The organism is Corynebacterium vitaeruminis (genome assembly GCF_001054325.1).
GTDB classification, from domain to species: domain Bacteria; phylum Actinomycetota; class Actinomycetes; order Mycobacteriales; family Mycobacteriaceae; genus Corynebacterium; species Corynebacterium vitaeruminis_A.
In genome coordinates this window covers 14314-35645 of record NZ_JVVM01000034.1, presented here as the reverse complement: position 1 = coordinate 35645, position 21332 = coordinate 14314, and the positions used below count along the sequence as shown (strand labels likewise).

Genomic DNA, 21332 nt, shown 5'->3' with positions numbered 1-21332 from the left:
CAGGGTCCTCTGTCTATGCAAAAAGTAAAGGAATAAGTTTCCATGAACATTCTTGACAAGGTTGATGCAGCATACCTGCGCGACGATATCCCGGAGTTCCGCGCTGGTGACACCGTCGAGGTCGACGTAAAGATCGTCGAGGGTAAGACTGAGCGTATTCAGGTCTTCAAGGGCGTCGTTATCCGTCGCCAGGGCGGTGGCGTCCGCGAGACCTTCACCGTCCGCAAGGTATCCTTCGGTATCGCTGTTGAGCGTACCTTCCCGGTGCACTCCCCGAACATCGATGAGATTCGCGTTGTCTTCAAGGGCGACGTTCGCCGTGCGAAGCTGTACTACCTGCGCAACCTGCGCGGTAAGGCTGCACGCATCAAGGAGCGCCGCTAATCTTTTGGCGGAAGATAGTCCTCATCGAGTGTTGAGCTCGGTGGGGATTTTTCTATCGCGTATAGTCTTTTCCCATGACCGACGACGATTCGCGCGAACAGACTGACGGCCAAGAAGAAGACCGTGCTGAGGACTTGAAAGGCTTCCGAAAACTTGACGAGGAGCCTGAAAAGCAAACGCCGTGGTACATCGAAATTCCCATCATTATCGTGATTGCCCTGCTCATTAGCGCAGGTGTGCAGTCGTTTATCGGCCGCGTCTACGTGATTCCGTCCGAGTCGATGCAACCGACGCTCAACGGTTGTGCCGGGTGCACCGGTGACCGCATTTGGGTGGACAAAGTTTCCTACCAATTCTCAGATCCCAAGCCTGGCGATGTTGTCGTCTTCAATGGCCCGGAATCGTGGAACAGCACTTACGTGTCACAGCGTTCTACTAACCCGGTGGCGAACTCGCTGCAGACGGTTGGATCCTGGATTGGCCTTGTCGCCCCGGATGAAAATGCGTTGGTCAAGCGTGTGATTGCCACCGGCGGGCAGACTGTGCAGTGTCGCCCAGGGGATCCCGGAATCATGGTCGACGGCAAGATGACAGAGCAGGATTTCATTAAAACTCCGGCGGACAAGCCAGTGGTGGAGAATCTTGGCTCCGAACAGTGCGGCGGTCCTTACTTCGGCCCTGTGACGGTGCCGGAGGGGAACCTGTGGGTCATGGGTGACAACCGCACTAACTCCGCGGACTCGCGCTACCACATGGGCGACGAGCTGCAGGGTACTGTGCCGCTGGATAACGTCGTCGGCAAGGTGCAGGCAATCATTCTGCCGTTCAATCGCATCGGTGGCGTCGATGATCCGGACATCCAACACAACTAAATTCAGTACAACTAGTTTGCACAGTCTGCACAGTCTGCCCGCGCCACCCCTGGCGCCGAAACTGCGTCGATTGAAGCAAGCGCGCACGATGGAGGTCGCGCTGGCAAAGCGTGGCTTTGGCCCTGTGGCTGGGGTCGATGAGGCTGGTCGCGGTGCCTGTGCAGGCCCGATTGTTATTGCCGCCTGCTGTCTTCCTGAACGCCCCATCGCAGAGCTCGATAAGCTCACCGATTCTAAGAAGCTCACGCCGGCTGCACGCGAACGGCTCTTTCCGCTCATCGAACGCTTCGCGACCTCTTTTTGCGTGACGACGATTTCCGCGTCCTACATCGACCAATTCGGCATCCAGGACGCGAATGTCACCGGAATGAGACGCGCAGTGGCCGGGTTGGGGCAGCGCCCTGGCTATGTGCTTACCGACGCACTCAAGGTGTCTGGCTTCACGGCACCCTATTTGCCCGTGATTGGTGGCGATTCTGCCTGCCGATGCATCGCTGCTGCGAGTGTCTTAGCCAAAGTCACCCGTGACCGCATTATGGTTGATCTATCGGAGAAGTATCCGGACTATGGTCTGGCGGGGCATAAGGGCTACGGCACGGCATCGCACATGGAAGCGATTTCACGCCATGGCGCGACCCCGGAGCATCGGTGGTCATACCGCAATGTGCGCCTGGCGCACGCGGAGTACCTTGAGCACCCCGAATAGGCCAACATGTACAAAAGAGCAACATGTAAACACTCGAAGGAGCCGTCGCGGTCGTGAGCGCAGAAGATCTAGAAAACTACGAGGCTGACGTTGAACTATCCCTGTACAAGGAGTTCCGCGATGTCGTTAGCCAGTTTTCCTACGTTGTTGAGACGGAGCGCAGGTTCTACCTTGCCAACGCTGTGGAGCTAATCCCGCACAACAGCGAAAACGAGGTCTACTTCGAGCTGCGTATGTCGGATGCCTGGGTGTGGGACGTCCACCGCCCGGCGCGGTTTGTCCGCTACGTGCGCGTTATCACTTTCAAGGACGTCAATATCGAGGAACTGGATAAGCCTGACCTGCGACTGCCGTAGCTAGTCATAGTTTGTTATAGCTAGTTGCGAGTAGTTATCCACAGTCGAAAAATTATCCACAGTTAAGGCCTTCCGAGCACCTTTCGGAAGGCCTTTGTCATGCTCGCTGTGCAAGAGTGTTTCCCAACCGCCAAGGCAAAGATCAACCAAGGCACAATTCAACGGGGAGCTAGGGGGACCGCGGACATGACACAGAGCTTTGAAGAACTGACTACGAGGCAGCTCGGCACGTTTGGGGAGGATTTCGTCGCTGAGATGCTGGAGGATCAGGGGTGGGAAGTCATCGCTCGCAATGAGCGCGTCGGGCGCTATGAGCTCGATCTTATTGCTGAAGACGCCGACGGCAAGCTGCATTTTGTGGAAGTAAAAACGCGGCGGAGCTCGCGAAGCAGCCAGTTTGGGGACGGCAGAGAGGCAATCACAGCAGCCAAACTTCGTCATTTGCGCAAGGCAGTGGCGCAGTGGCTGTCGGAAAGCTCCACCTACTGGCTGGGTGCTGTAGTAATCGACTGTGCAGAAGTCACCGTGTCCAGTCCTTCGCCCAGTCCTCCCGTCGTAGTGGTGACGTACATTCCCGCAATCTGCGACACCACCATGTGGGACTGCTAGATGACTGTCGGAACAGCTCTCGCAGTTAGCCTCAGCGGCATTGAGGGAACAATTGTGCAGGTGGAAGCAGATGTCGGCCGTGGCCTGCCGGGAATGTACATCGGAGGGCTCGGCGATGCAGCCGTCGGGGAAGCCAAGCATCGCGTGCGCACGGCGGTTGCTAACTCGCAGCTGCCCTGGCCGAAGACAAAGGTCGTGGTGAGTCTGTCGCCGGCGCATATCCGCAAGCACGGCACCAGCTTTGACCTCGCCATCGTCTGCGCCATCCTTATCGCAACCAGCGATGACATGGAGGCCCGCGGCCGTCTCCGCCACACGGTGCTCATTGGCGAACTTGGGCTCGACGGTTCCATTCGCCCGGTGCGCGGGGTACTGCCACAGGTCCTTGCTGCCCGCGAGGCCGGTGCCCGCTGGGTTGTCGTCCCCGTTGCCAATGCCGCTGAGGCGGCCCTTGTTGACGGCATAGCCGTCTGCACCGCCGCCGATCTGACACAACTGTGGGGTTGGGTACTCACCGGTTCCGGTTTGACGCCTGCGCTTAACGACGACCCCAGCGAACCAGCCTTCTCGGTAGACCTAGCTGATGTCGATGGCCAACCCGAGGCGCGCTTCGCCCTCGAGGTGGCCGCAGCAGGTGGGCACAATCTGTTCATGCAAGGCTCTCCGGGGACGGGGAAGTCCATGCTCGCCGAGCGCCTGCCGACAATCCTGCCGCCATTGCAGAAGTGGCAGCAGCTGGAGGTCACCGCGCTGCATTCGGTGGCCGGAGCGCTCGATACTACGGACACTCTTGTGCATCATCCGCCTTTTGTGGCTCCACATCACAGCGCGACTGTGGCATCACTAGTCGGAGGCGGTGCTGTGCCCAAGCCCGGCGCGATTAGCCTCGCCCACCATGGGGTGCTCTTCTTGGATGAAGTTACTCTCATGCGCCCGGCGGTACTGGACGCGCTGCGGATGCCGATGGAAAACGGCCTGGTTGTCCATCTGCGCACGCATCATCGAGTGACCTTTCCGGCGAGAACGCAGTTGGTCATGGCGACTAACCCGTGCCGTTGTGGGGCCGCGTATGCCAGCGAATGCACTTGCTCTAGTACCGAGCGAGTCAAACATGGTCGCGCACTGTCGGGTCCGCTGCGCGACCGCATGGACGTCAACGTCACGCTCAGTCCTGCTGGCGCCACGCTCGGGATCAAAGACAAGGCCCACAATGAGACCTCTGCGGCAGTTCGCGAACGGGTGCAAGCCGCTCGCGACCGTGCATGTCACCGATGGCAGTCCCTCGGGCTTGCCGACGAGACCGCCGTCACCAACGCGAGTGTGCCACGCTCGCTTCTCCGTCGTCACGCGGAACTGGACGAGGAGGCCATGGCGTTATTGGACTTCCAGCTGAGGAGTGGAGAGATTACCCAGCGCGGAGTGGACAAAGTAGTCGCAGTAGCGTGGACGCTCGCAGATCTCGAGGGGGTCGACGCGTTTACCTTCGAGCATGTGCAACGCGCTTGCCAGCTGCACGACCGCGATAGCGGCTAATACAACGAGTGGCTAATACAACCGAACCATTATCAAGGGGGAGACAATGGACGAAATTCACGCATGGGCCTACCTGAACCGTGTGATAGAGGCGACGCATCCGCAGATTGTGCCGTTGGTGACGGAGTTTGGGCCGGTAGAAGTAGCGGAAAGAATCAAGGTTCGCGCCGGGCTGCCGGAGAGCCTGCTTAATACGACTCAGGCGCGGGCGGAAATTGACCAGAGCGCCCGTGATTTGGATGTGGCAGCGACGCTGGGGTGGCGGCTTATTTATCCAGGTCACCCAGAGTGGCCAGAGGAATTGCTTTCCTGCTTTACGACGCTCGAAGTTCGTGACCGCGCAGATGCGCCACCACTTGCGCTGTGGGTGCGTGGTCGTGACCTGCGGGAGATTCTTAGTGAAGCGGTGGCGATTGTAGGAACGCGGATAGCCAGCAGCTACGGAACACAGGTGGCGGCCCAATTCGCGGGACAGTTCGCGAGTGCCGGGGTGAGTGTCATCAGCGGTGGTGCGTTAGGGATTGATGCCGCGGCGCACCGAGCTGCGCTCGACGCTGGCGGCACTACGGTTGTGGTGGGAGCAGGTGGTGTAGGGGTTGACTATCCGCGGGCGCATGCAGAGCTCTTCGATCGGATTGCAGGGCGGGGTGCGCTGATTACGGAGTATCCACCGGGAGTGCGGCCGGCGCGCCACCGGTTCTTGACCAGGAATCGGCTGGTAGCAGCCCTCGCACAAGCAACCGCCATTGTCGAGGCAGGCTGGCGCTCAGGTGCGCGCAATACAGCGCACTGGGCAGTGCGGTTGAACCGGCCCCTCGGGGCGGTGCCGGGGCCGGTGACGCTGCAGACTACATCTGGCTGTCATGACTTAATACGCAACGGCGAGGCTGTGTTGGTGTGTAGTGCCGACAATGTGCGGTCACTGTATCGGACAGTTGGCACAGTGAATGAGGATGCTCAACTGGAATTGTTGTGGGAGCAGTCGGCGGTGCAGAAGCTCTCGCGTAACGAGCTCGCCGTCTACGACTCCCTGAATTCTGCGGAGCCAACGCCGGTGGGAGAGGTCGCCGCGCAGGCGGGATTATCCGTGGCGCTTACGACACATTTGTTGCTAGAGCTGCAGGTACAGGGGCTGACTACTCGAGTGGAGGGTGGGTGGTTGCGCCAGACATAGAAACGTGAGTGAGACATTCGTGAAAACCTCTGTAGAGAACTTCAAAAAAATTTTGAATTAGGTATTGCAATTCTCCGTACGCTCAGTAATATAGGCAAGGCAAGCCTAAGTAACTGTTACGGAAACGGGCTTGTGACATGGGTGAGGCAATAGGGCAGTGGCTCTGGCGAAAGTCGGGGTCACTGCCTTTTTCCGTATTAGCCCTGTAGGGTCATGACCGTGACGCGCGCATCCGATAACGACGAAAAGGCTAAGCAGGATCTGGGGGTATCCGCCAATATTGAGGCCGTACTCATGGATTTCCTCGATGAGTTGACGTATTCCCGCAGGCTCTCCGACGCAACCGTCCGCGCCTACCGGGCCGACCTCCTCCCCCTCCTCGTCGGGTTGGACCACATCAGTGAGCTCTCAACGCCCGTTATCCGTGCGCATCTCGGCGCGAAGTATGCGGAGGGTGCGGCGCGGTCATCGCTGGCTCGCTTGACGACGTCCATTCGGCAGTTCTGCAGCTGGCTCGTAGCTCGGCAAATTCTCGACGCGGACCCGTCGCTGCGCCTGTCAACACCCAAAAAGCACCAGCACCTCCCGGAATTGCTCTCTCCAGAGAAAGTTGAGACAGCAATCGAGAACCTGTCCTCTGAGGATGGTGCAGTAGCAGCTCGCGACTTGGCCATTGTTGAGCTGTTGTATGCCACTGGCATGCGTGTAGAAGAGCTGTGCAAAGCTGATGTCTCTGATGTGAACTTCTCCAGCCACATCATCTCGGTGGTGGGAAAAGGCAACAAAGAGCGCATCGTGCCCTTTGGTGCTCCAGCGGAGGCGGCGCTGAAAGACTGGCTGCAGGTGCGTGGAGACTTTCACCCTTCGTCACAGGCAGAGGAGGCGCTTTTTCTCGGCGTGCGCGGAGGTAGGCTGAATCCGCGGCAGGCGCGCCGAGTTGTTCATAAGTGGGCTGATGTTTCACCGCACGCGCTCAGGCACTCTGCGGCCACGGCCATGGTGGAAGGTGGCGCTGATTTGCGTGTGGTGCAGGAGATGCTCGGTCATTCGAGTCTGGCTACTACACAGATTTATACCCACGTCTCGGCGGATCGCCTCCGTGAGGTGCATAAGCGAGCACATCCGCGCGCTTAATGGCGCACAGGTTTGAGCACGATTGGCCTCCGCTGTACCAAATCAAGCGGATTGAGATAGTCCTTGCCGCGAAGAGCTCCCCAATGCAAGCCCGGTTCGGGATGTTTGGCGTTGACTGCAAGATGACCAATTACCTGGCCTGCGGTCACGTGGTCGCCCTTTTTCAGTGCAGTATCTATGGGTTGGTAGGTGGTGCGGATGCCATCGGCGTGCATTATCGACAACGACGTCATGCCGGCAATCGGACCGGCGAAGTGCACCGTACCGGGAGCTGAAGCTCGGATTGGCTGGCCCGGAGAGGCGTTCAGGTCCACTCCACGATGTCCGGACTGCCAGCGTTTTTCCGGCGGGGCGTAGTCGCGTAGAACTTTGCCGTGGACGGGGAGGGTGTGTGCAATAGTGGAAATGGGCTTGCTGGCCGCTACAGGTGGGCTTGGGGGTGTTGTTAGCGCGACAGCGAGCACAAATAGCGCTAATGTGCGCATTAGCGAGCGGCTGAAACTCTGATTGGTTGTCATGCGCGATAGTGTGGCGGACGCTGCACCCGTCGACAAGCGATAATGCATTGCAAATGGTCCTAGCTGTGGATGACCTTTTGCCCTGTGGATAGCGGGGTGTGTCAGATCTTGCGACCTGCACGATGTATCAGATAAGATGACGCTCGCGGTGTCTGCCTTAATGGGGCGGCCACTAGCACAAAGACTACGCGCGCGACCCATTCCGGCTGGTTCACGGGTGCTCGGCAGGAACGTCTGTCGGGTGTGAAGCAGCGGGGGAGCGCTAGGGCACAGGGAAAGCCTGTGCGTGAACTGTAACCACCTATATCGGATAAGAAAGGAAGGGAAGCAGCCGCAGCCCTAGTCAGGCTGGACGTGAGGATCTTCCCTGAATATGACATGGCTGTTGTATCCATGCGAGAACTGCTCGATGCAGGTGTCCACTTCGGTCACCAGACCCGTCGTTGGAACCCGAAGATGAAGCGTTTCATCTTCACCGAGCGCAATGGCATCTACATCATCGACCTGCAGCAGACCCTGACCTACATCGACGAGGCTTTTGAGTTCGTCAAGGAGACTGTCGCTCACGGTGGCAACATCCTGTTCGTCGGTACCAAGAAGCAGGCTCAGGAAGCCGTTCAGAACGAGGCAGAGCGCGTTGACATGCCGTACGTCAACCACCGCTGGCTCGGCGGTATGCTGACCAACTTCGCCACGGTTTCCAAGCGTCTGGCTCGCCTGAAGGAGCTTCAGGCAATGGACGCTGCTGAAAACGGCTACGAGGGTCGCGGCAAGAAGGAAATTCTGATGCTGACCCGCGAGCGCACCAAGCTGGAGCGCACCCTGGGCGGCATTCGCGACATGTCCAAGGTTCCGTCCGCACTGTGGATCGTTGACACCAACAAGGAGCACATCGCTGTCTCCGAGGCCAAGAAGCTGGGCATCCCGGTTGTTGCCATCCTGGACACCAACTGCGACCCGGATGACGTTGACTACCCGATCCCGGGCAACGACGACGCTATCCGCGCTGCTTCCGTGCTGACCCGCATCATCTCCACCGCTGTTGAAGAGGGCCGCAAGGCTCGCGCTGAGCGCGAGGCCAACGCTGCTCGCGAGGCAGCTGGCGACGCTCCGATCGAGTCCGCCACGGAGAACACCGACCAGGCTGCAGAGATGGACGCCGAGGGTTCCACTGCAACTGAGACGGCATCCGCTGAGTAAAGCTGAACTTTCTAACCACCACAAGTTCTAACCACCACAAGGAGGAACGCCCAGCATGGCGAATTTCACTGCTGCTGACGTCAAGAAGCTCCGCGAGCTGACCGGCTCCGGCATGAAGGCTTGTAAGGACGCACTCGTCGAGACCGACGGCGATTTCGACAAGGCTGTCGAGATCCTGCGTATTAAGGGCGCTAAGGACGTCGGCAAGCGTGCAGAGCGCACCGCTGCCGAGGGTCTGATTGCTGTTTCTGGTAACACCATGGTCGAGGTCAACTCCGAGACCGACTTCGTTGCCAAGAACCAGGAGTTCATCGACTTCGCCAACAAGGTCGCCGACGCTGCTGCAGCAGTCAAGGCAAACTCTCCGGAAGAGCTCGCTGCCGCTGACCTTGATGGTCAGTCCGCAGCCGACGCTACCCAGGAGCTCTCGGCAAAGATCGGTGAGAAGCTGGAGCTGCGTCGCGCCGCTACTCTCGAGGGCGACAACATCGCTGTCTACCTGCACCGCCGTGCAGCAGACCTGCCGGCAGCTGTCGGTGTTCTGGTTGCTTACACCGGCGAGGGTGACAACGCCGCAGAGACTGCTCACGCAGCAGCTATGCAGGTCGCCGCTCTGAAGGCACAGTACCTGTCCCGCGAGGATGTCCCGGCCGATCGCGTCGAGGCAGAGCGCGCTGTCTACGAGAAGATCACCCGCGAAGAGGGCAAGCCGGAGCAGGCTATCGCCAAGATTGTCGAGGGTCGTCTGAACGGCTTCTACAAGGACGTCGTCCTGCTGGAGCAGCCGTCTGTCGCTGACAACAAGAAGACCGTTAAGCAGCTCATGGACGAGGCTGGCGTTACCCTGACCGGTTTCGTTCGTTTCGAGGTTGGCCAGCACTAATTCGCTGCAGTTTGTGCATTAACCTCTAGCTGCGAGCTAGTTCACATGCCCCGCTCGGGAGTCCGAGTGGGGCATTTTGCTGTCATGTTGCCGACACTACGGAGCGTCAAGTGTGCCTTGCTGTCGTGACCGGGTAGACTCGTCTGCGACTTTTTAAACGGTGCGAGAAAGGTGCATGGTCATGGCAGAATCTGTCGAGCGCAATGGCTTCAAACGTGTGATGCTCAAGCTCGGTGGTGAGATGTTCGGCGGCGGCAAGGTTGGCGTTGACCCGGACGTGGTGCAGAACGTTGCCCGACAGATTGCGGAAGTTTCCCGAAAGGGTGTCGAGGTCTGCGTCGTCATCGGCGGAGGAAACTTCTTCCGGGGCGCGCAGCTTCAGCAGCGCGGTATGGACCGCGCACGCTCTGACTACATGGGCATGCTCGGCACGGTCATGAACTGTCTGGCTCTGCAGGACTTCCTCGAGCAGGAGGGTGTGGACTGCCGCGTTCAGACTGCTATCAACATGGCACAGGTGTCAGAGCCGTACCTGCCGCTGCGTGCTAAGCGCCATCTGGAGAAGGGACGCGTGGTTATCTTCGGTGCAGGTATGGGCATGCCGTACTTCTCCACCGATACCACCGCCGCCCAGCGCGCCCTGGAGATTGGTTGCGAGGTGCTGCTGATGGCCAAGGCCGTTGACGGTGTCTACTCGGCCGACCCACGTGAGGTGCCGGACGCTGAGCTCTTCGACGACATCACCCACCGTGAGGTTCTTGAACGCGACCTCCGTGTTGCCGATGCCACCGCCTTCTCTCTGTGCATGGACAACAATATGCCGATTCTGGTGTTTAATCTGCTTACCGACGGAAACATTGCGCGCGCGGTAGCCGGTGAACGAATCGGTACTCTCGTTCACAGCTGATAAATTTGTTCGTAATACGTTCTTTGCCCAGAGCGCTCTAGAACTCTCTATACCCGAGTACAAGAAACCCGAGGTTAAAAACACAATGATTGATGAAGTCCTGCTTGACTGCGAAGAAAAGTACGGTAGCTCCGTAGAACACTGCCGCGAGGAGCTGACGCACATTCGCACTGGTCGTGCGAATCCGGCGATGTTCAACGGCGTTATTGCGGAATACTACGGTGTTCCGACTCCGATTACCCAAATGGCTACCATTTCGGTTCCAGAGCCACGCATGCTGCTGATCAAACCGTATGAGCTGGGCGTCATGGGTGACATCGAAAATGCGATTCGCAACTCCGACCTGGGTGTGAACCCGACTAACGATGGCCAGGTACTGCGCGTTACTATTCCGCAGCTGACCGAGGAGCGCCGTCGTGAGATGGTAAAGGTTGCACGTTCGAAGGGCGAAGACGCCAAGATTGCGATTCGCAATGTCCGTCGTAAGGGCATGGAGACTCTGAAGAAGATTCAGAAGGACGGCGACGCTGGCGAGGATGAGGTGCAGGCAGGCGAGAAGGAGCTGGACCAGGTCACCAAGAACTACGTCGAGCAGGTTGACTCCTTGGTTGAACGCAAGGAAGCGGAGCTGATGGAGGTTTAGGCCTTCATATTCAACCGGGAGAGGGGATGTGAGGCGCCAATGCCAACGTTGAAGCCAGCGTCCAATAAGGATCGTGTTCTAGACGAGCTACGTCTTATCAAGCCACGCAACTCGGCAGGGCGAAATCTGCCGGTTGCGATTGCAGTGGGCGTAGCACTTGGTGCAGTCGTCATCATCGGCTTGCTGCTAGGGGCGCTTGCATGGACGGTACTTGTCGCAGCCGCGGTTGGGCTCGCCACCTGGGAGGTCTGTGAGCGACTCCGCGAGTCCGATTGGCAGGTCCCTCGCCCGGTAATGATTCTCGGTGGCCAGCTAATGGTGTGGCTGTCCGCCTATTGGGGGATTGACGGCCTGGTCATGGGCCTGGCTGTTACCCTGATGCTTTTGTTGGTCGCCCGTCTGTTTTTGCACGGCATGGCCGAAGCACCACGGAATTGGCTGCGGGATGTCGCAGTCGGAGTTTTCGTGGTGATGTGGATTCCGTTCTTTGCTGCGCTAGCTGTGCAGTTGGTGCAAATGGATAATCCCTGGGGAGTTGATCCCCGCCTGGTCATTGTGACCTTTATGCTTGGCGTTATTTCCAATGACGTCGGAGGCTATGCCGCCGGTGTCATGTTCGGAAAGCACCCGATGGCCCCGAAGGTCAGTCCCAAAAAGTCCTGGGAAGGGTTCGGCGGCTCTCTTGTGCTTGCCACTATTACCGGAGCGCTCTGTGCAATCTTTATGTTGCATGCGCCGTGGTGGCAGGGCATCGTGTTGGGCATAGCCCTGGTTATCTCTGCCACGCTCGGGGACTTGATGGAATCCCAGTTCAAACGAGATTTGGGCATTAAGGATATGTCATCGATGTTGCCGGGCCACGGTGGTCTGATGGATCGTCTGGACGGCATGCTGCCATCAGCCGCGATGACATGGCTGATGTTGCAGCTTTTCAGCCTGGTCTAGTCAGGTTGGGCTAGTCAGGCTGCTTTAATCAGGTTCTAGTTGTCGCCCTTACGAATCTGGCGTCGCAAATCCAGCATTCGCCAGCCGCCAATCAGCGCGGTGATGAGGGCACCGAGGATAGCAGCGAACAGCATTCCGACACCGACCGGGAAGTTCCAGGTCCAGCCGAACAGGTTTAGTGCGGTCTCCTGCTGATTCTGCAGGATAAATACCAGCAGAACAATCAGCAAAATTGCACTGATGACCAGGCCAACCCACATCGAGCCCGCTGTGGTCTTCTTTACCTTGCGCGGTCCAGGGGCAGGCGTCGGAGCCGGTGCGGGCTCCTTTTCTTCCGGCGCGTCAACGACTGGTTCTGGCAGGTTGTCCTGCTCAGTTGCGGGAGCCTCATAATCATTAGGGGAGTACGACGGAGCATCGTCGAAAAGCGGCCTGTCATTATTCGGCTGATTAGCGTTAGTCATACCTATCATTCAACACGTTTTGGCAGGTATGTACCACTTGTAAAGTTCCACTTAGCCGCGCTCGCCTAGTCGCTCATTAGGCCAAAACCGTCGTTACATGCGAAAATAGGTGCCATCATGGCAACTTCACTTCCAATCGTTCTTAAAGCTCCACGTCGCGGCATGCCCGCGACCCATTTTGCGGACCTCGATGTTGAGGAACGGAAGGCTGCGGTCAAGGAACTGGGTCTGCCGGCCTTCCGCGCCGATCAGATTGCCCGGCACTATTACGGTCGGCTTGAAGCTGACCCTATGACGATGACTGACCTGCCGGAAGCAGATCGTCAAAAGGTCAAGGACAGTCTCTTCCCACCTCTGCTGACGCCCGTGCGTCACATCACCTGTGACGACGGCGAAACCCGTAAGACTCTGTGGCGTGCAGGTGACGGGACGTTGCTGGAATCCGTGCTGATGAAGTACCCGGATCGTGCGACGCTCTGCATTTCCTCGCAGGCCGGCTGCGGTATGGCATGCCCGTTCTGTGCGACGGGTCAGGGCGGTTTGCAGCGTAACCTCTCCACTGCAGAGATTGTCGATCAGGTTCGTGAGGCCGCTGCCACCATGGCCGCAGAGGGTGGCCGTCTGACCAACATTGTATTCATGGGCATGGGCGAGCCGCTCGCGAACTACAACCGCGTTCTCGCCGCTGTCCACCGCATTACGCGCCCGTCGCCGGAGGGCTTCGGTATCTCGATGCGCAACGTCACTGTCTCTACGGTCGGTTTCGCGCCGAACATCCGACGGCTTGCCGACGAGGACCTGTCCGTCACCCTCGCGGTATCTTTGCACACTCCGGATGATGAGCTTCGCGACGAGCTGGTGCCAATCAATAATCGTTTTACGGTGGCCGAGGTTCTCGATGCTGCCCGCTACTATGCCGATAAGACTGGCCGTCGCGTATCTATCGAGTACGCTTTGATTCGCGATATCAACGACCAGGATTGGCGTGCCGATCTCCTGGGTAAGAAGCTTCACAATGCTCTGGGCTCACGCGTCCACGTCAACCTGATTCCACTCAATCCAACTCCGGGCTCGAAGTGGGACGCCTCCCCGAAGAAGCAGCAGGAAGAGTTTGTCCGCCGCGTACAGGCTCAGGGAGTGCCATGTACGGTTCGCGATACCCGTGGCAACGAGATTGCCGCAGCATGCGGCCAGCTGGCAGCCGAAGAGGATTAGCCAGCGAATAGAAAAAGATCCGCACCAAATCCGGTGCGGATCTTTTTGTGCTCTGTAGCGCTATAGAGCTGTTAGAGCCAGACTTTCTTTGAAAAAGCAGCTAGCTTTACTGATCCTGGCCTTCCGGCAAGCGGTTCCAGGAGCGCAGCTGAGAGTCAGTCAGGTCAGCGTAGACGCCAGTTCCGTTGACCTGGTCGCGTGCCCACTCAGGCTCAATGTGGCCTTCCGGCTTGTTGTGAGCAGTAACAGTGCGGACCTGGGAACCCTGCGGGGCGAACAGCTGCAGCAGCAGCCCAATGGCAATAAGGGCAGCAATGGCGACCAGCCACCAGTTCTCGACGTTGCCCTTGTGGTTACCGATGGTCATGCCCAGCAGGAAGATCACAGAAATCCAGCCGGCCTTCTGCATAGCGCTCTTGCTAAGGCCGTGCCAGCCCCACTTCGCCGACGGCTCGTCGAGGGTGCTGACGCCGCGGTAAATCTCTTCCTTTGGCTCGTGGTTGCTCACTTGAAAGTCCTCCTGTTAACACTTTCGGCGAATTGCACTCTATATGCACTTCAGTCTATCTGCGATTTTGCTGAAAGCGACTGAGCGCATTTTCAGACAATCTTGAGTATCGGGTGTAAGGATACCTTAGAACTTGCTGAAATTGGGACTTCGCCCGGCCGGAAACTCTCCGCCGGTGTTCTGGTTCGCCCAAAGTGGGGGTAGGGTGAGCACTCGTGACATTTCTTCTTGGAGTTTTACTCTTCGCAATCGGCATCGCGGTGACAATCGCCCTTCACGAATGGGGCCACCTCACCGCAGCTCGACTGTGCGGAATGCGAGTGCGCCGCTACTTCATCGGCTTCGGCCCAACGCTGTTTTCCTTCAAGCGGCATCACGCCGCGGCAGGCGGGCACGACACTGAATACGGAGTCAAGGCAATTCCGTTCGGCGGATTCTGCGACATCACAGGCATGACTGCAATGGATCCAATCGACCCTGCCGAAGAGCCCTACGCCATGTACAAAAAGCCGTGGTGGCAGCGCATTATCGTGATGCTCGGCGGAGTGGCTATGAACCTCGTCATTGGATTCCTCATCCTCTACTTCATCGCCGTGACGTGGGGGTTGCCAAATATGGGTAAGGAAATGGCACCACGCATTCAGGCGGTGCAGTGTGTCTCGCCGGCACAGCGTGCCGACGGTACCCTCGAGCCCTGCACCGGCTCCGGGCCCGCAGAGCGTGCAGGGCTGCGTGCTGGAGACGTAATCGAGAAGATCAATGGCACCAAAATCACTTCCTACCCCGAAGCTGTGTCCCTCATCGGCAGCTCTGCAGGCGGGGACATCAAAATGATCATCGACCGCAATGGCACCTCCCAGACGGTCACGGTCACCCCGGAAGTCGTCAAACGCAAGACTAACGACGGCCAGGACATCGACCAGCCAGCGATTGGTATCGCCTTCCAACGCCCAGAAACTGTTCTCCACGAGTACAACGCAGTGACCGCCATCGGTGGTGCTGCCAGCTTCACAGGCAGCCTTTTCGGGGCGGTATGGAACGGGCTGCTCTCCATCCCGGAGAAGGTTCCCGGTGTGGTTGCGTCCATCTTCGGCGCTCAGCGTGATCCGGCCAGCCCCATGAGTGTCGTCGGTGCTTCGCGTGCCGGCGGTGAACTTGTAGAGATGAACCAGTGGCCGTCCTTCTTCCTGCTGCTGGCCAACCTCAACTACTTCTTGGCCGTGTTCAACCTGGTGCCGCTGCCACCACTGGACGGTGGTCATATCGCTGTTGTCATTTACGAGCGCATTCGGGATCGAATTCGTAAGACATTCGGCAAGCCAGCGCTCGGCCCTGCCGACTACACCAAGCTCATGCCAATCACTATGGCCTTTACCGCAGTTTTGCTGGTGTTCGGTGTTCTGGTCATGGCCGCTGACGTGGTCAATCCAATTGTGCTGAACCGCTGACAGCAGGTTGCGGCGTGCCAGCATCGTCGTAAAGCAAAGCGGTGCTAACGTCAGCCCACATGGAACAAACTTCGCGCCGCAAGCCCCTGCTTCGCAGTATCTCGGCTGTGGCAATCACGGGTCTGGTGTTGTCATCCGCCGCGTGTACGCCGCGGCCTGACACCGGGCGCGAGGTGCTAGAGGAATTCCTGGGGGCGCTGGCGGGAGGGGATGTCGCTAAGGCGGCGGCGCTGACCGATCACCCGGACTCCGCTGAGGGGGATCTGAAGGCGGCCACTGACGGCCTGCAGCCGGAGGGGCTTGACTACGAGATCGAGGGTATCGATACCAGCTCGAATCAGTCCTCGGCCGAAGTCACCATGAATTGGCAGCTGCCACATCAGCGACGCTGGGGCTATGACACTACTTTCACGCTGACCAAGACTGAGTCGGGGCAACGGGATTGGGCACTGCGCTGGTCGCCAGCATCACTGCATCCACAGCTGGGGCGAAACCAGCACCCGGAGTTGCGCACTATCGCAGCTCCGCGTCCGTCTGTAGTTGGCTCGGACGGTGCGGCCTTGCTCGAGCCAGGGACTGTGCACCGCGTGATCGTCGATCGTGATCGGGTGGAGAATGTGCAGTCATCCATTAATCGGGCGGCGACGGTCATCAATAATGAAATGCCGGAAGACGGTCCGAAGCTCGACGCACGCGCTGTGGGGGAGCAGGCGAGCGGCGGAAAGGGTAATTTTTCGCTGATCGTGTTGCCGGCATCCACGCCACAGCGTGTCAAAGATGATCTCGCTGACATTGATGGAATTTCGGTTAACGATGAAGCCGCTATGGTGCGACCCGACCCGGGGTTCGCGCCCGATTTGATGAGCCGCGTGGAAAGACTAGTGGACACCGGTGATCACGGTGCCGATGGCTGGAATATTGTGGCGGCCAACGAGGGCGGAGCCGTCGTCGGCACGCTCTATGAGGTGTCTCCGGATGTAGCGCCGGCGGTGCAGGCATCGATTAGTAAGAAGGTGCAGGATGCCGCGCAGAAGGCAGTGGATACACGCCAAGATGCGAAGGCGATGCTGGTGGCTGTGCAGCCGTCGACCGGCAAGATTCTGGCGGTAGCGCAGACGGCGGAAGCAGATAAGGATGGCGACCTAGCACTGATGGGGCAGTTCCCGCCGGGATCGACGTACAAGATCGTCACTGCCGCTGCAGGTGTGCAGCACGAGGGGCTGAACGCGGGATCGACTGTGCCGTGCCCAGGGTCGATGGAGATTGGGCCGCGTATTGTCACCAACTACAACGGAAGTGGTGTCGGAGATACATCGCTGAGCGATGCGTTCGCGCGGTCTTGCAACACCACGTTCGGCAATATCTCTCACAAGTTGAAGCCCGGGCAGTTCAAGGAGGAGTCCAAGAACTTCGGTATCGGCATCAACTATCACATCGCAGGACTTGACACTATTACCGGCAGCGTCTCTGACGGCAGTGACGAAGTCGAACGCATTGATGCGGGCTATGGGCAGGGAAATGACTTGGCCAGCCCGTTTGGCATGGCTCTTGTTTCCGCGACAGTGGCGGCCGGACGCACCCCGACGCCGTCACTCGTGCCCAGCGCGGGGACCTGGCAGTCGCAGACGTCGGAGCCTCTGCCACCTGAGGTTTTGAATGAAGTTCGCACACTAATGCGTGCGGTTGTGACCTCTGGTACTGGTTCGGCCATTGCCGGTCGAGGCGAAGTCTACGCAAAGACCGGTGAGGCCGAGTACGCTGGCGGCTCCCACGCTTGGTTTACTGGCTACCGCGATGATTTGGCCTTTGCCACGCTCATCGTTGGCGGTGGCGGTTCCGAGCATGCCGTGGCGATTACCGATGCCTTCTTCGCCAATATGGATGAAGGTTCAGAGGCCGAGGGGTAGAGCACTACTGGCTTCGAAACCGGCACAGGCCGAAAGGCCAATCCGGGGTAGGGGTAGAGTATGTGCCATGACTCAGCGTTCTCCACTTACTCAGCAAAAGTCCACGCCAATTCGCACTGTTCCGGCTCATATTGAACGGCCGGAGTACGCCTGGAAGGACGAGGTTCAGGAAGGCGTAGGCGAGCCGCTGGTACAGACCCCGGAAGATATTGAAAATATGCGAGAGGTCTCTCGCATTTCCGCCAACGCCCTGGTGGAGGCCGGTAAGGCGGTAGCTCCGGGCGTGACCACGGATGAGATTGACCGGGTGGTGCACGAGTACCTGTTGGACCATGACACCTACCCGTCCACGCTGGGATACCGCGGTTTTGAGAAGTCCTGCTGTGTTTCTCTCAATGAGATTGTCTGTCACGGTATTCCGGATACTCAGGTTATTGAGGACGGCGACATCGTCAATGTCGATGTCACCGGTTACAAGAATGGCGTCCACGGCGACACCAACGCTACTTTCCTCGCCGGCAATGTCTCGGAGGAGCACCGCCAGTTGGTGGAGCGCACTTACAACGCTACTATGCGCGGAATTAAGGTCATCAAGCCGGGACGCGAGATCAACGTCATCGGTCGTGTGATTGAGTCCTATGCCAAGCGTTTTGGTTACAACACCGTTCGGGACTTCACCGGTCACGGCGTCGGTACCACCTTCCACAATGGTCTGATTGTGCTGCATTATGACGAGCCGAGCCAGGACACCGTGTTCGAGCCAGGCATGACTCTGACCGTCGAGCCGATGATTAACCTCGGTGAGCTGCCGTACCACATCTGGGACAACGGCTGGACTGTGCAGAATGATGACTTCAAGTTCACTGCTCAGTTCGAGCACACGGTGCTGGTGACTGCCGACGGTTATGAGATCCTCACCCTGCCGGATGAGCAGAACGTTCCCGGCCAGTTCCAGACTGGTTGGAAACCCGAGGCCTAACCCGTGCAGGCTCCTGCAGCTCTGATCGCCGGCTGCACCTCGGATGCCGGTAAGTCGGTTCTGGTCGCCGGTATGTGTCGGCTGCTCGCGCGCCGCGGCGTGCGCGTCGCACCCTTCAAGGCCCAAAACATGTCCAACAACTGCGCTGTCACGCTCGACGGCGGCGAGATTGGGCGCGCGCAGGCTCTGCAGGCGCTGGCCTGCGGGCTGGAGCCAGATGTCTCCTTTAACCCGGTACTTCTCAAACCGGGCTCGGATCACACCAGTCAGGTGGTGGTCAAGGGCAAGGCCGATGGGCACGTGAGCGCGCTGACCTACCGATCGCGGAGGAAAGCGCTGCGCGGGGTAGTCGCAGAAACATTGTCAGAGCTGCGGCAACAGTACGATGTCGTCCTGTGTGAAGGCGCCGGCAGTCCCGCCGAGGTCAATCTGCGAGAGTCAGACATTGCCAACATGGGGTTGGCAGAGCTCGCTAATCTGCCCGTAGTGGTTGCCGGTGACATCGACCGCGGTGGGGTGCTTGCACATTTCGTCGGCACGCATGCAATTTTGAGCCCCGAAGACCGCGCGCGGATTACCGGTTTTATTGTCAACAAGTTCCGGGGTGACGTGTCGTTGTTGACTCCGGGATTGGACGTGGTGCGCGAGCACACCGGCGTGCCCGTACTCGGCGTGGTGCCGTTTATTCCGGGGCTGTGGATTGATGCGGAGGATTCGCTCGGCACAGTCGCTGGTGCGTCGGTAGGGCCTGCGAGCGCCCCGCTGGGAACGGAAACGCTGTCCGTGGCTGCCATTCGCCTGCCACGTGTCTCCAACGCCACGGACATCGAGGCGCTGGCCTGTGAACCAGGGGTACAGGTGCAGTGGACCGTTGACCCTTCGGTCGTGGCTCGCGCAGATCTGGTCGTGTTGCCCGGGTCAAAGTCGACGGTCGCCGATCTTAAGTGGTTGCGCGAGCGCGGGCTTGACGACGTGCTGGAGAACCGAGCCGCCCGGGGGCTGCCGCTGATTGGCATCTGCGGTGGTTTCCAAATGCTCTGCACCACCATCACTGACTCGGTGGAGTCGGCAGCCGGAACCGTGAACGGGCTCGGAGTGTTCGACACCGACATTGAATTCGCGGACAAAAAGACACTGGTGAGCCACCCTGATGGTTGCTACGAAGTGCACAATGGGCAGGTTGTACGAAGCAGCGAGGCGCCCTTTATCACTGAGCCTGAGGAAGAAGGAGCGCGGCGTGGCATGCTGATCGGCACTCATCGGCACGGATGCCTAGAAAATGACCAGGTGCGCCGTGAGTTGCTGAGCGAAGTGGCCGCTGCCGTCGGCCGGGACGGATTTAAGGCCAGCTCTGATACCTCTTTTGCCGCAGAGCGCCTGCGGCAGGTCGACCTGTTGGCCGATGCGGTCGAAGAACACCTGGCTGGGCCCGCATTGGCCCAGGCTACAGGTATTGAACAGTTGGGCTAATTATCGAACTCCAGGCCCAAGATGGCGTTTTCAATCAGCTCGGGCAGTGCTGGGTGAATCCAGTGCTGGCCCTTGACAACTTCGCGGACGTCCATCTCGAAGCTCATCATCTGGATGCACTGCTGCACCAAGGTCGCGGCCTGCTCGCCGATAAAATGAGCACCCAACAGGTGGCCGGTAGCGCGGTCGGCAATCAACTTGGCAAAGCCGTCGCGGTCTTCCAGTGCCCAGCCGTAGGCAACGTCCCCGTAGTTTTGTACCTTCACGGTAATTTCTGTGTCGTTTTCCGCAGCCCACTCGCGAGCTTCGTCCTCGGTCATACCGACCTGGCCAATCTGCGGATGTGAGAAGACTGCCGACGGAATGTAGCGGTGGTCAAATGCCCGCAGATCGGACGGGTTCAGCACGTTGTGGAAGACAACCTTGGCCTCGTGGTTGGCAATGTGCTTCAGCTGATAGGGGCTGGAGACATCGCCCAGCGCCCACACACCTTCGGCAGAGGTGTGACCGTACTGGTCAACCCTGATGCGACCGTCGTCGTGCATCTCGATGCCACCGGCTGCAAGGTCCATGCGGTCGCCGTTGGGGATGCGCCCGGTTGCCACAAGCAGGGCGTCGGCGGCAAGCTCCGTGCCGTCGTTAAGCGTGGCCGTGACAATCTCGCCCTCCTGGGAGAGTTCGGTGATGGAGGTGTTCAGACGGATGTCAATGTCGCGGAGGGCAACCTCGTGGAAGCGCTCCGAGACTGCGGCATCGGAGCCTCTCAGCATGACGTCGGAGCGCACCAGCATGTGCACCTTCGTGCCGAAGGAAGCAAAGACGTGTGCGAACTCGCTGGCGATGTAGCCACCGCCCACGATAATCATCTCGTGCGGGAGCTTTTCGACGCGCATGATGTTCTCGTTCGTGTAGTAATCCACCCCGGACTCTGCGATGGGGCCCGGGACGTGAGGACGGGAGCCCGCGGCGATGATGATGTTGTCGGCTGTAATTTCGACGGTTTCCTCGCCGATGCCCGTACGGATGGTGCGGGGGCCGACGAACGTCGCGTGGCGGTCGTAGACATCGATATTGGGAGTCTCGTCCCCGCGGCGGTATGCCTCGCCGCCGACGGCAATCTGGTCGATGCGCTGGGCGAAAACGCGATCCTGAATTTGCTTGAGATCAACGGAGTCGTAGGTGCCGTGCACGCCCAGGCGGCTGGCCTCGCGGATGTTGCGGGCGGCATCAGCGGCCAGAACAAACATCTTCGTGGGAATACAACCAACGTTGAGGCAAGTACCGCCGAAACGTCCTTCCTCTACGAGCGCAATTCGAACATCGTCGTACTCCGGGGCGGGAATGGAATTACCGGACCCGGTTCCGATGATGATGACGTCGTAGTGGCGGGGGGAAGTCTCAGGGGAATTCTCAGTGGTCACAAGCACTCCTAGCATTCTGGTCGAACTAGTTTTGTTCAACCGTACTGAATGCTGAT

General features: G+C 58.9%; 22 protein-coding genes. 18 read left to right on the top strand and 4 right to left on the bottom strand.

The features are described from left to right. The first annotated feature begins 42 nt into the window (after positions 1-42). From rplS to ADA16_RS10485, 8 genes are all read left to right on the top strand, one after another. Positions 43-384 (top strand): 50S ribosomal protein L19, encoded by a 342-nt coding sequence (gene rplS / locus ADA16_RS10520; protein WP_048761860.1) that lies wholly within the window; start codon positions 43-45, stop codon positions 382-384. A 74-nt stretch (positions 385-458) separates the two neighbouring features. Beyond that, positions 459-1256, top strand: a complete 798-nt coding sequence (lepB, locus tag ADA16_RS10515; protein ID WP_048761857.1) for a signal peptidase I — start codon at positions 459-461, stop codon at positions 1254-1256. Between the two features lie 61 nt (positions 1257-1317). Beyond that, positions 1318-1962: a ribonuclease HII gene (locus tag ADA16_RS10510; protein WP_082150710.1), complete on the top strand. Its 645-nt coding sequence runs from the start codon at positions 1318-1320 to the stop codon at positions 1960-1962. A gap of 53 nt (positions 1963-2015) precedes the next feature. Further along, positions 2016-2318, top strand: coding sequence for a DUF2469 domain-containing protein (locus tag ADA16_RS10505; protein ID WP_005509529.1), 303 nt, complete (start codon positions 2016-2018; stop codon positions 2316-2318). 186 nt (positions 2319-2504) lie between these two features. Continuing rightward, positions 2505-2927 carry a YraN family protein gene (locus ADA16_RS10815; protein WP_161797602.1) on the top strand — a complete coding sequence of 141 codons (423 nt, stop codon included), beginning with the start codon at positions 2505-2507 and terminating at the stop codon, positions 2925-2927. Then, positions 2928-4460 carry a YifB family Mg chelatase-like AAA ATPase gene (locus ADA16_RS10495; RefSeq protein ID WP_048761854.1) on the top strand — a complete coding sequence of 511 codons (1533 nt, stop codon included), beginning with the start codon at positions 2928-2930 and terminating at the stop codon, positions 4458-4460. It begins immediately after the preceding gene. A 46-nt stretch (positions 4461-4506) separates the two neighbouring features. Beyond that, positions 4507-5634, top strand: coding sequence for a DNA-processing protein DprA (dprA, locus tag ADA16_RS10490; RefSeq protein WP_048761851.1), 1128 nt, complete (start codon positions 4507-4509; stop codon positions 5632-5634). A gap of 219 nt (positions 5635-5853) precedes the next feature. Then, positions 5854-6768 carry a tyrosine recombinase XerC gene (locus ADA16_RS10485; protein WP_082150709.1) on the top strand — a complete coding sequence of 305 codons (915 nt, stop codon included), beginning with the start codon at positions 5854-5856 and terminating at the stop codon, positions 6766-6768. Here the strand turns inward: ADA16_RS10485 and ADA16_RS11065 are convergent. Next, entirely contained in the window at positions 6765-7286 is a 522-nt protein-coding gene (locus ADA16_RS11065) for a murein hydrolase activator EnvC family protein (RefSeq protein ID WP_161797601.1), read from the bottom strand. The genes ADA16_RS10485 and ADA16_RS11065 overlap by 4 nt on opposite strands. Before the next feature lie 378 nt (positions 7287-7664). Here ADA16_RS11065 and rpsB point away from each other — a divergent pair, with 378 nt between their 5' ends. The 5 genes from rpsB to ADA16_RS10455 all read left to right on the top strand — a co-directional run bounded on the left by rpsB (position 7665) and on the right by ADA16_RS10455 (position 11864). Further along, complete coding sequence (gene rpsB / locus ADA16_RS10475; RefSeq protein WP_048761845.1) at positions 7665-8486, top strand: 30S ribosomal protein S2; 822 nt, start codon at positions 7665-7667, stop codon at positions 8484-8486. Between the two features lie 55 nt (positions 8487-8541). Continuing rightward, complete coding sequence (gene tsf / locus ADA16_RS10470) at positions 8542-9369, top strand: translation elongation factor Ts (protein ID WP_048761842.1); 828 nt, start codon at positions 8542-8544, stop codon at positions 9367-9369. A 175-nt stretch (positions 9370-9544) separates the two neighbouring features. Continuing rightward, a complete protein-coding gene (gene pyrH / locus ADA16_RS10465) occupies positions 9545-10276 on the top strand; it encodes a UMP kinase (protein ID WP_152680762.1) in 732 nt (243 codons plus the stop codon). A gap of 85 nt (positions 10277-10361) precedes the next feature. Beyond that, on the top strand, positions 10362-10919 hold the full coding sequence (gene frr, locus ADA16_RS10460) for a ribosome recycling factor (RefSeq protein WP_048761839.1): 558 nt from the start codon (positions 10362-10364) through the stop codon (positions 10917-10919). Positions 10920-10958: 39 nt separating this feature from the next. Then, positions 10959-11864, top strand: coding sequence for a phosphatidate cytidylyltransferase (locus ADA16_RS10455; protein WP_048761837.1), 906 nt, complete (start codon positions 10959-10961; stop codon positions 11862-11864). 35 nt (positions 11865-11899) lie between these two features. Here ADA16_RS10455 and ADA16_RS10450 read toward each other — a convergent pair whose 3' ends face one another. Continuing rightward, complete coding sequence (locus tag ADA16_RS10450) at positions 11900-12328, bottom strand: LapA family protein (protein ID WP_414629663.1); 429 nt, start codon at positions 12326-12328, stop codon at positions 11900-11902. Between the two features lie 117 nt (positions 12329-12445). Here ADA16_RS10450 and rlmN point away from each other — a divergent pair, with 117 nt between their 5' ends. Next, on the top strand, positions 12446-13543 hold the full coding sequence (rlmN, locus tag ADA16_RS10445) for a 23S rRNA (adenine(2503)-C(2))-methyltransferase RlmN (protein ID WP_048761832.1): 1098 nt from the start codon (positions 12446-12448) through the stop codon (positions 13541-13543). Positions 13544-13649: 106 nt separating this feature from the next. On the opposite strand, the gene ADA16_RS10440 is transcribed toward rlmN, so the two are convergent. Further along, entirely contained in the window at positions 13650-14051 is a 402-nt protein-coding gene (locus tag ADA16_RS10440) for a DUF2631 domain-containing protein (RefSeq protein ID WP_048761830.1), read from the bottom strand. 215 nt (positions 14052-14266) lie between these two features. On the opposite strand from ADA16_RS10440, the gene ADA16_RS10435 reads away from it, so the two are divergent. The 4 genes from ADA16_RS10435 to ADA16_RS10420 all read left to right on the top strand — a co-directional run bounded on the left by ADA16_RS10435 (position 14267) and on the right by ADA16_RS10420 (position 19855). Continuing rightward, positions 14267-15499 carry a M50 family metallopeptidase gene (locus ADA16_RS10435; RefSeq protein ID WP_048761827.1) on the top strand — a complete coding sequence of 411 codons (1233 nt, stop codon included), beginning with the start codon at positions 14267-14269 and terminating at the stop codon, positions 15497-15499. Positions 15500-15558: 59 nt separating this feature from the next. Further along, positions 15559-17406, top strand: a complete 1848-nt coding sequence (locus ADA16_RS10430; protein ID WP_048761825.1) for a penicillin-binding transpeptidase domain-containing protein — start codon at positions 15559-15561, stop codon at positions 17404-17406. Positions 17407-17473: 67 nt separating this feature from the next. Then, positions 17474-18385, top strand: coding sequence for a type I methionyl aminopeptidase (gene map / locus ADA16_RS10425; protein ID WP_048761823.1), 912 nt, complete (start codon positions 17474-17476; stop codon positions 18383-18385). 3 nt (positions 18386-18388) lie between these two features. After that, positions 18389-19855 carry a cobyric acid synthase gene (locus ADA16_RS10420; RefSeq protein WP_048761820.1) on the top strand — a complete coding sequence of 489 codons (1467 nt, stop codon included), beginning with the start codon at positions 18389-18391 and terminating at the stop codon, positions 19853-19855. Here the strand turns inward: ADA16_RS10420 and mtr are convergent. Then, entirely contained in the window at positions 19852-21291 is a 1440-nt protein-coding gene (gene mtr, locus ADA16_RS10415; protein WP_048761817.1) for a mycothione reductase, read from the bottom strand. The genes ADA16_RS10420 and mtr overlap by 4 nt on opposite strands. Positions 21292-21332: the final 41 nt, after the last annotated feature.

Coding starts and splice junctions, on each gene's coding strand:
- rplS (WP_048761860.1), top strand. CDS start 43: ATGAACATTCTTGACAAGGTTGATGCAGCATACCTGCGCGACGATATC.
- lepB (WP_048761857.1), top strand. CDS start 459: ATGACCGACGACGATTCGCGCGAACAGACTGACGGCCAAGAAGAAGAC.
- ADA16_RS10815 (WP_161797602.1), top strand. CDS start 2,505: ATGACACAGAGCTTTGAAGAACTGACTACGAGGCAGCTCGGCACGTTT.
- ADA16_RS10495 (WP_048761854.1), top strand. CDS start 2,928: ATGACTGTCGGAACAGCTCTCGCAGTTAGCCTCAGCGGCATTGAGGGA.
- dprA (WP_048761851.1), top strand. CDS start 4,507: ATGGACGAAATTCACGCATGGGCCTACCTGAACCGTGTGATAGAGGCG.
- ADA16_RS11065 (WP_161797601.1), bottom strand. CDS start 7,286: ATGACAACCAATCAGAGTTTCAGCCGCTCGCTAATGCGCACATTAGCG.
- rpsB (WP_048761845.1), top strand. CDS start 7,665: ATGGCTGTTGTATCCATGCGAGAACTGCTCGATGCAGGTGTCCACTTC.
- tsf (WP_048761842.1), top strand. CDS start 8,542: ATGGCGAATTTCACTGCTGCTGACGTCAAGAAGCTCCGCGAGCTGACC.
- pyrH (WP_152680762.1), top strand. CDS start 9,545: ATGGTCATGGCAGAATCTGTCGAGCGCAATGGCTTCAAACGTGTGATG.
- frr (WP_048761839.1), top strand. CDS start 10,362: ATGATTGATGAAGTCCTGCTTGACTGCGAAGAAAAGTACGGTAGCTCC.
- ADA16_RS10455 (WP_048761837.1), top strand. CDS start 10,959: ATGCCAACGTTGAAGCCAGCGTCCAATAAGGATCGTGTTCTAGACGAG.
- ADA16_RS10450 (WP_414629663.1), bottom strand. CDS start 12,328: ATGACTAACGCTAATCAGCCGAATAATGACAGGCCGCTTTTCGACGAT.
- rlmN (WP_048761832.1), top strand. CDS start 12,446: ATGGCAACTTCACTTCCAATCGTTCTTAAAGCTCCACGTCGCGGCATG.
- ADA16_RS10430 (WP_048761825.1), top strand. CDS start 15,559: ATGGAACAAACTTCGCGCCGCAAGCCCCTGCTTCGCAGTATCTCGGCT.
- map (WP_048761823.1), top strand. CDS start 17,474: ATGACTCAGCGTTCTCCACTTACTCAGCAAAAGTCCACGCCAATTCGC.
- mtr (WP_048761817.1), bottom strand. CDS start 21,291: ATGCTAGGAGTGCTTGTGACCACTGAGAATTCCCCTGAGACTTCCCCC.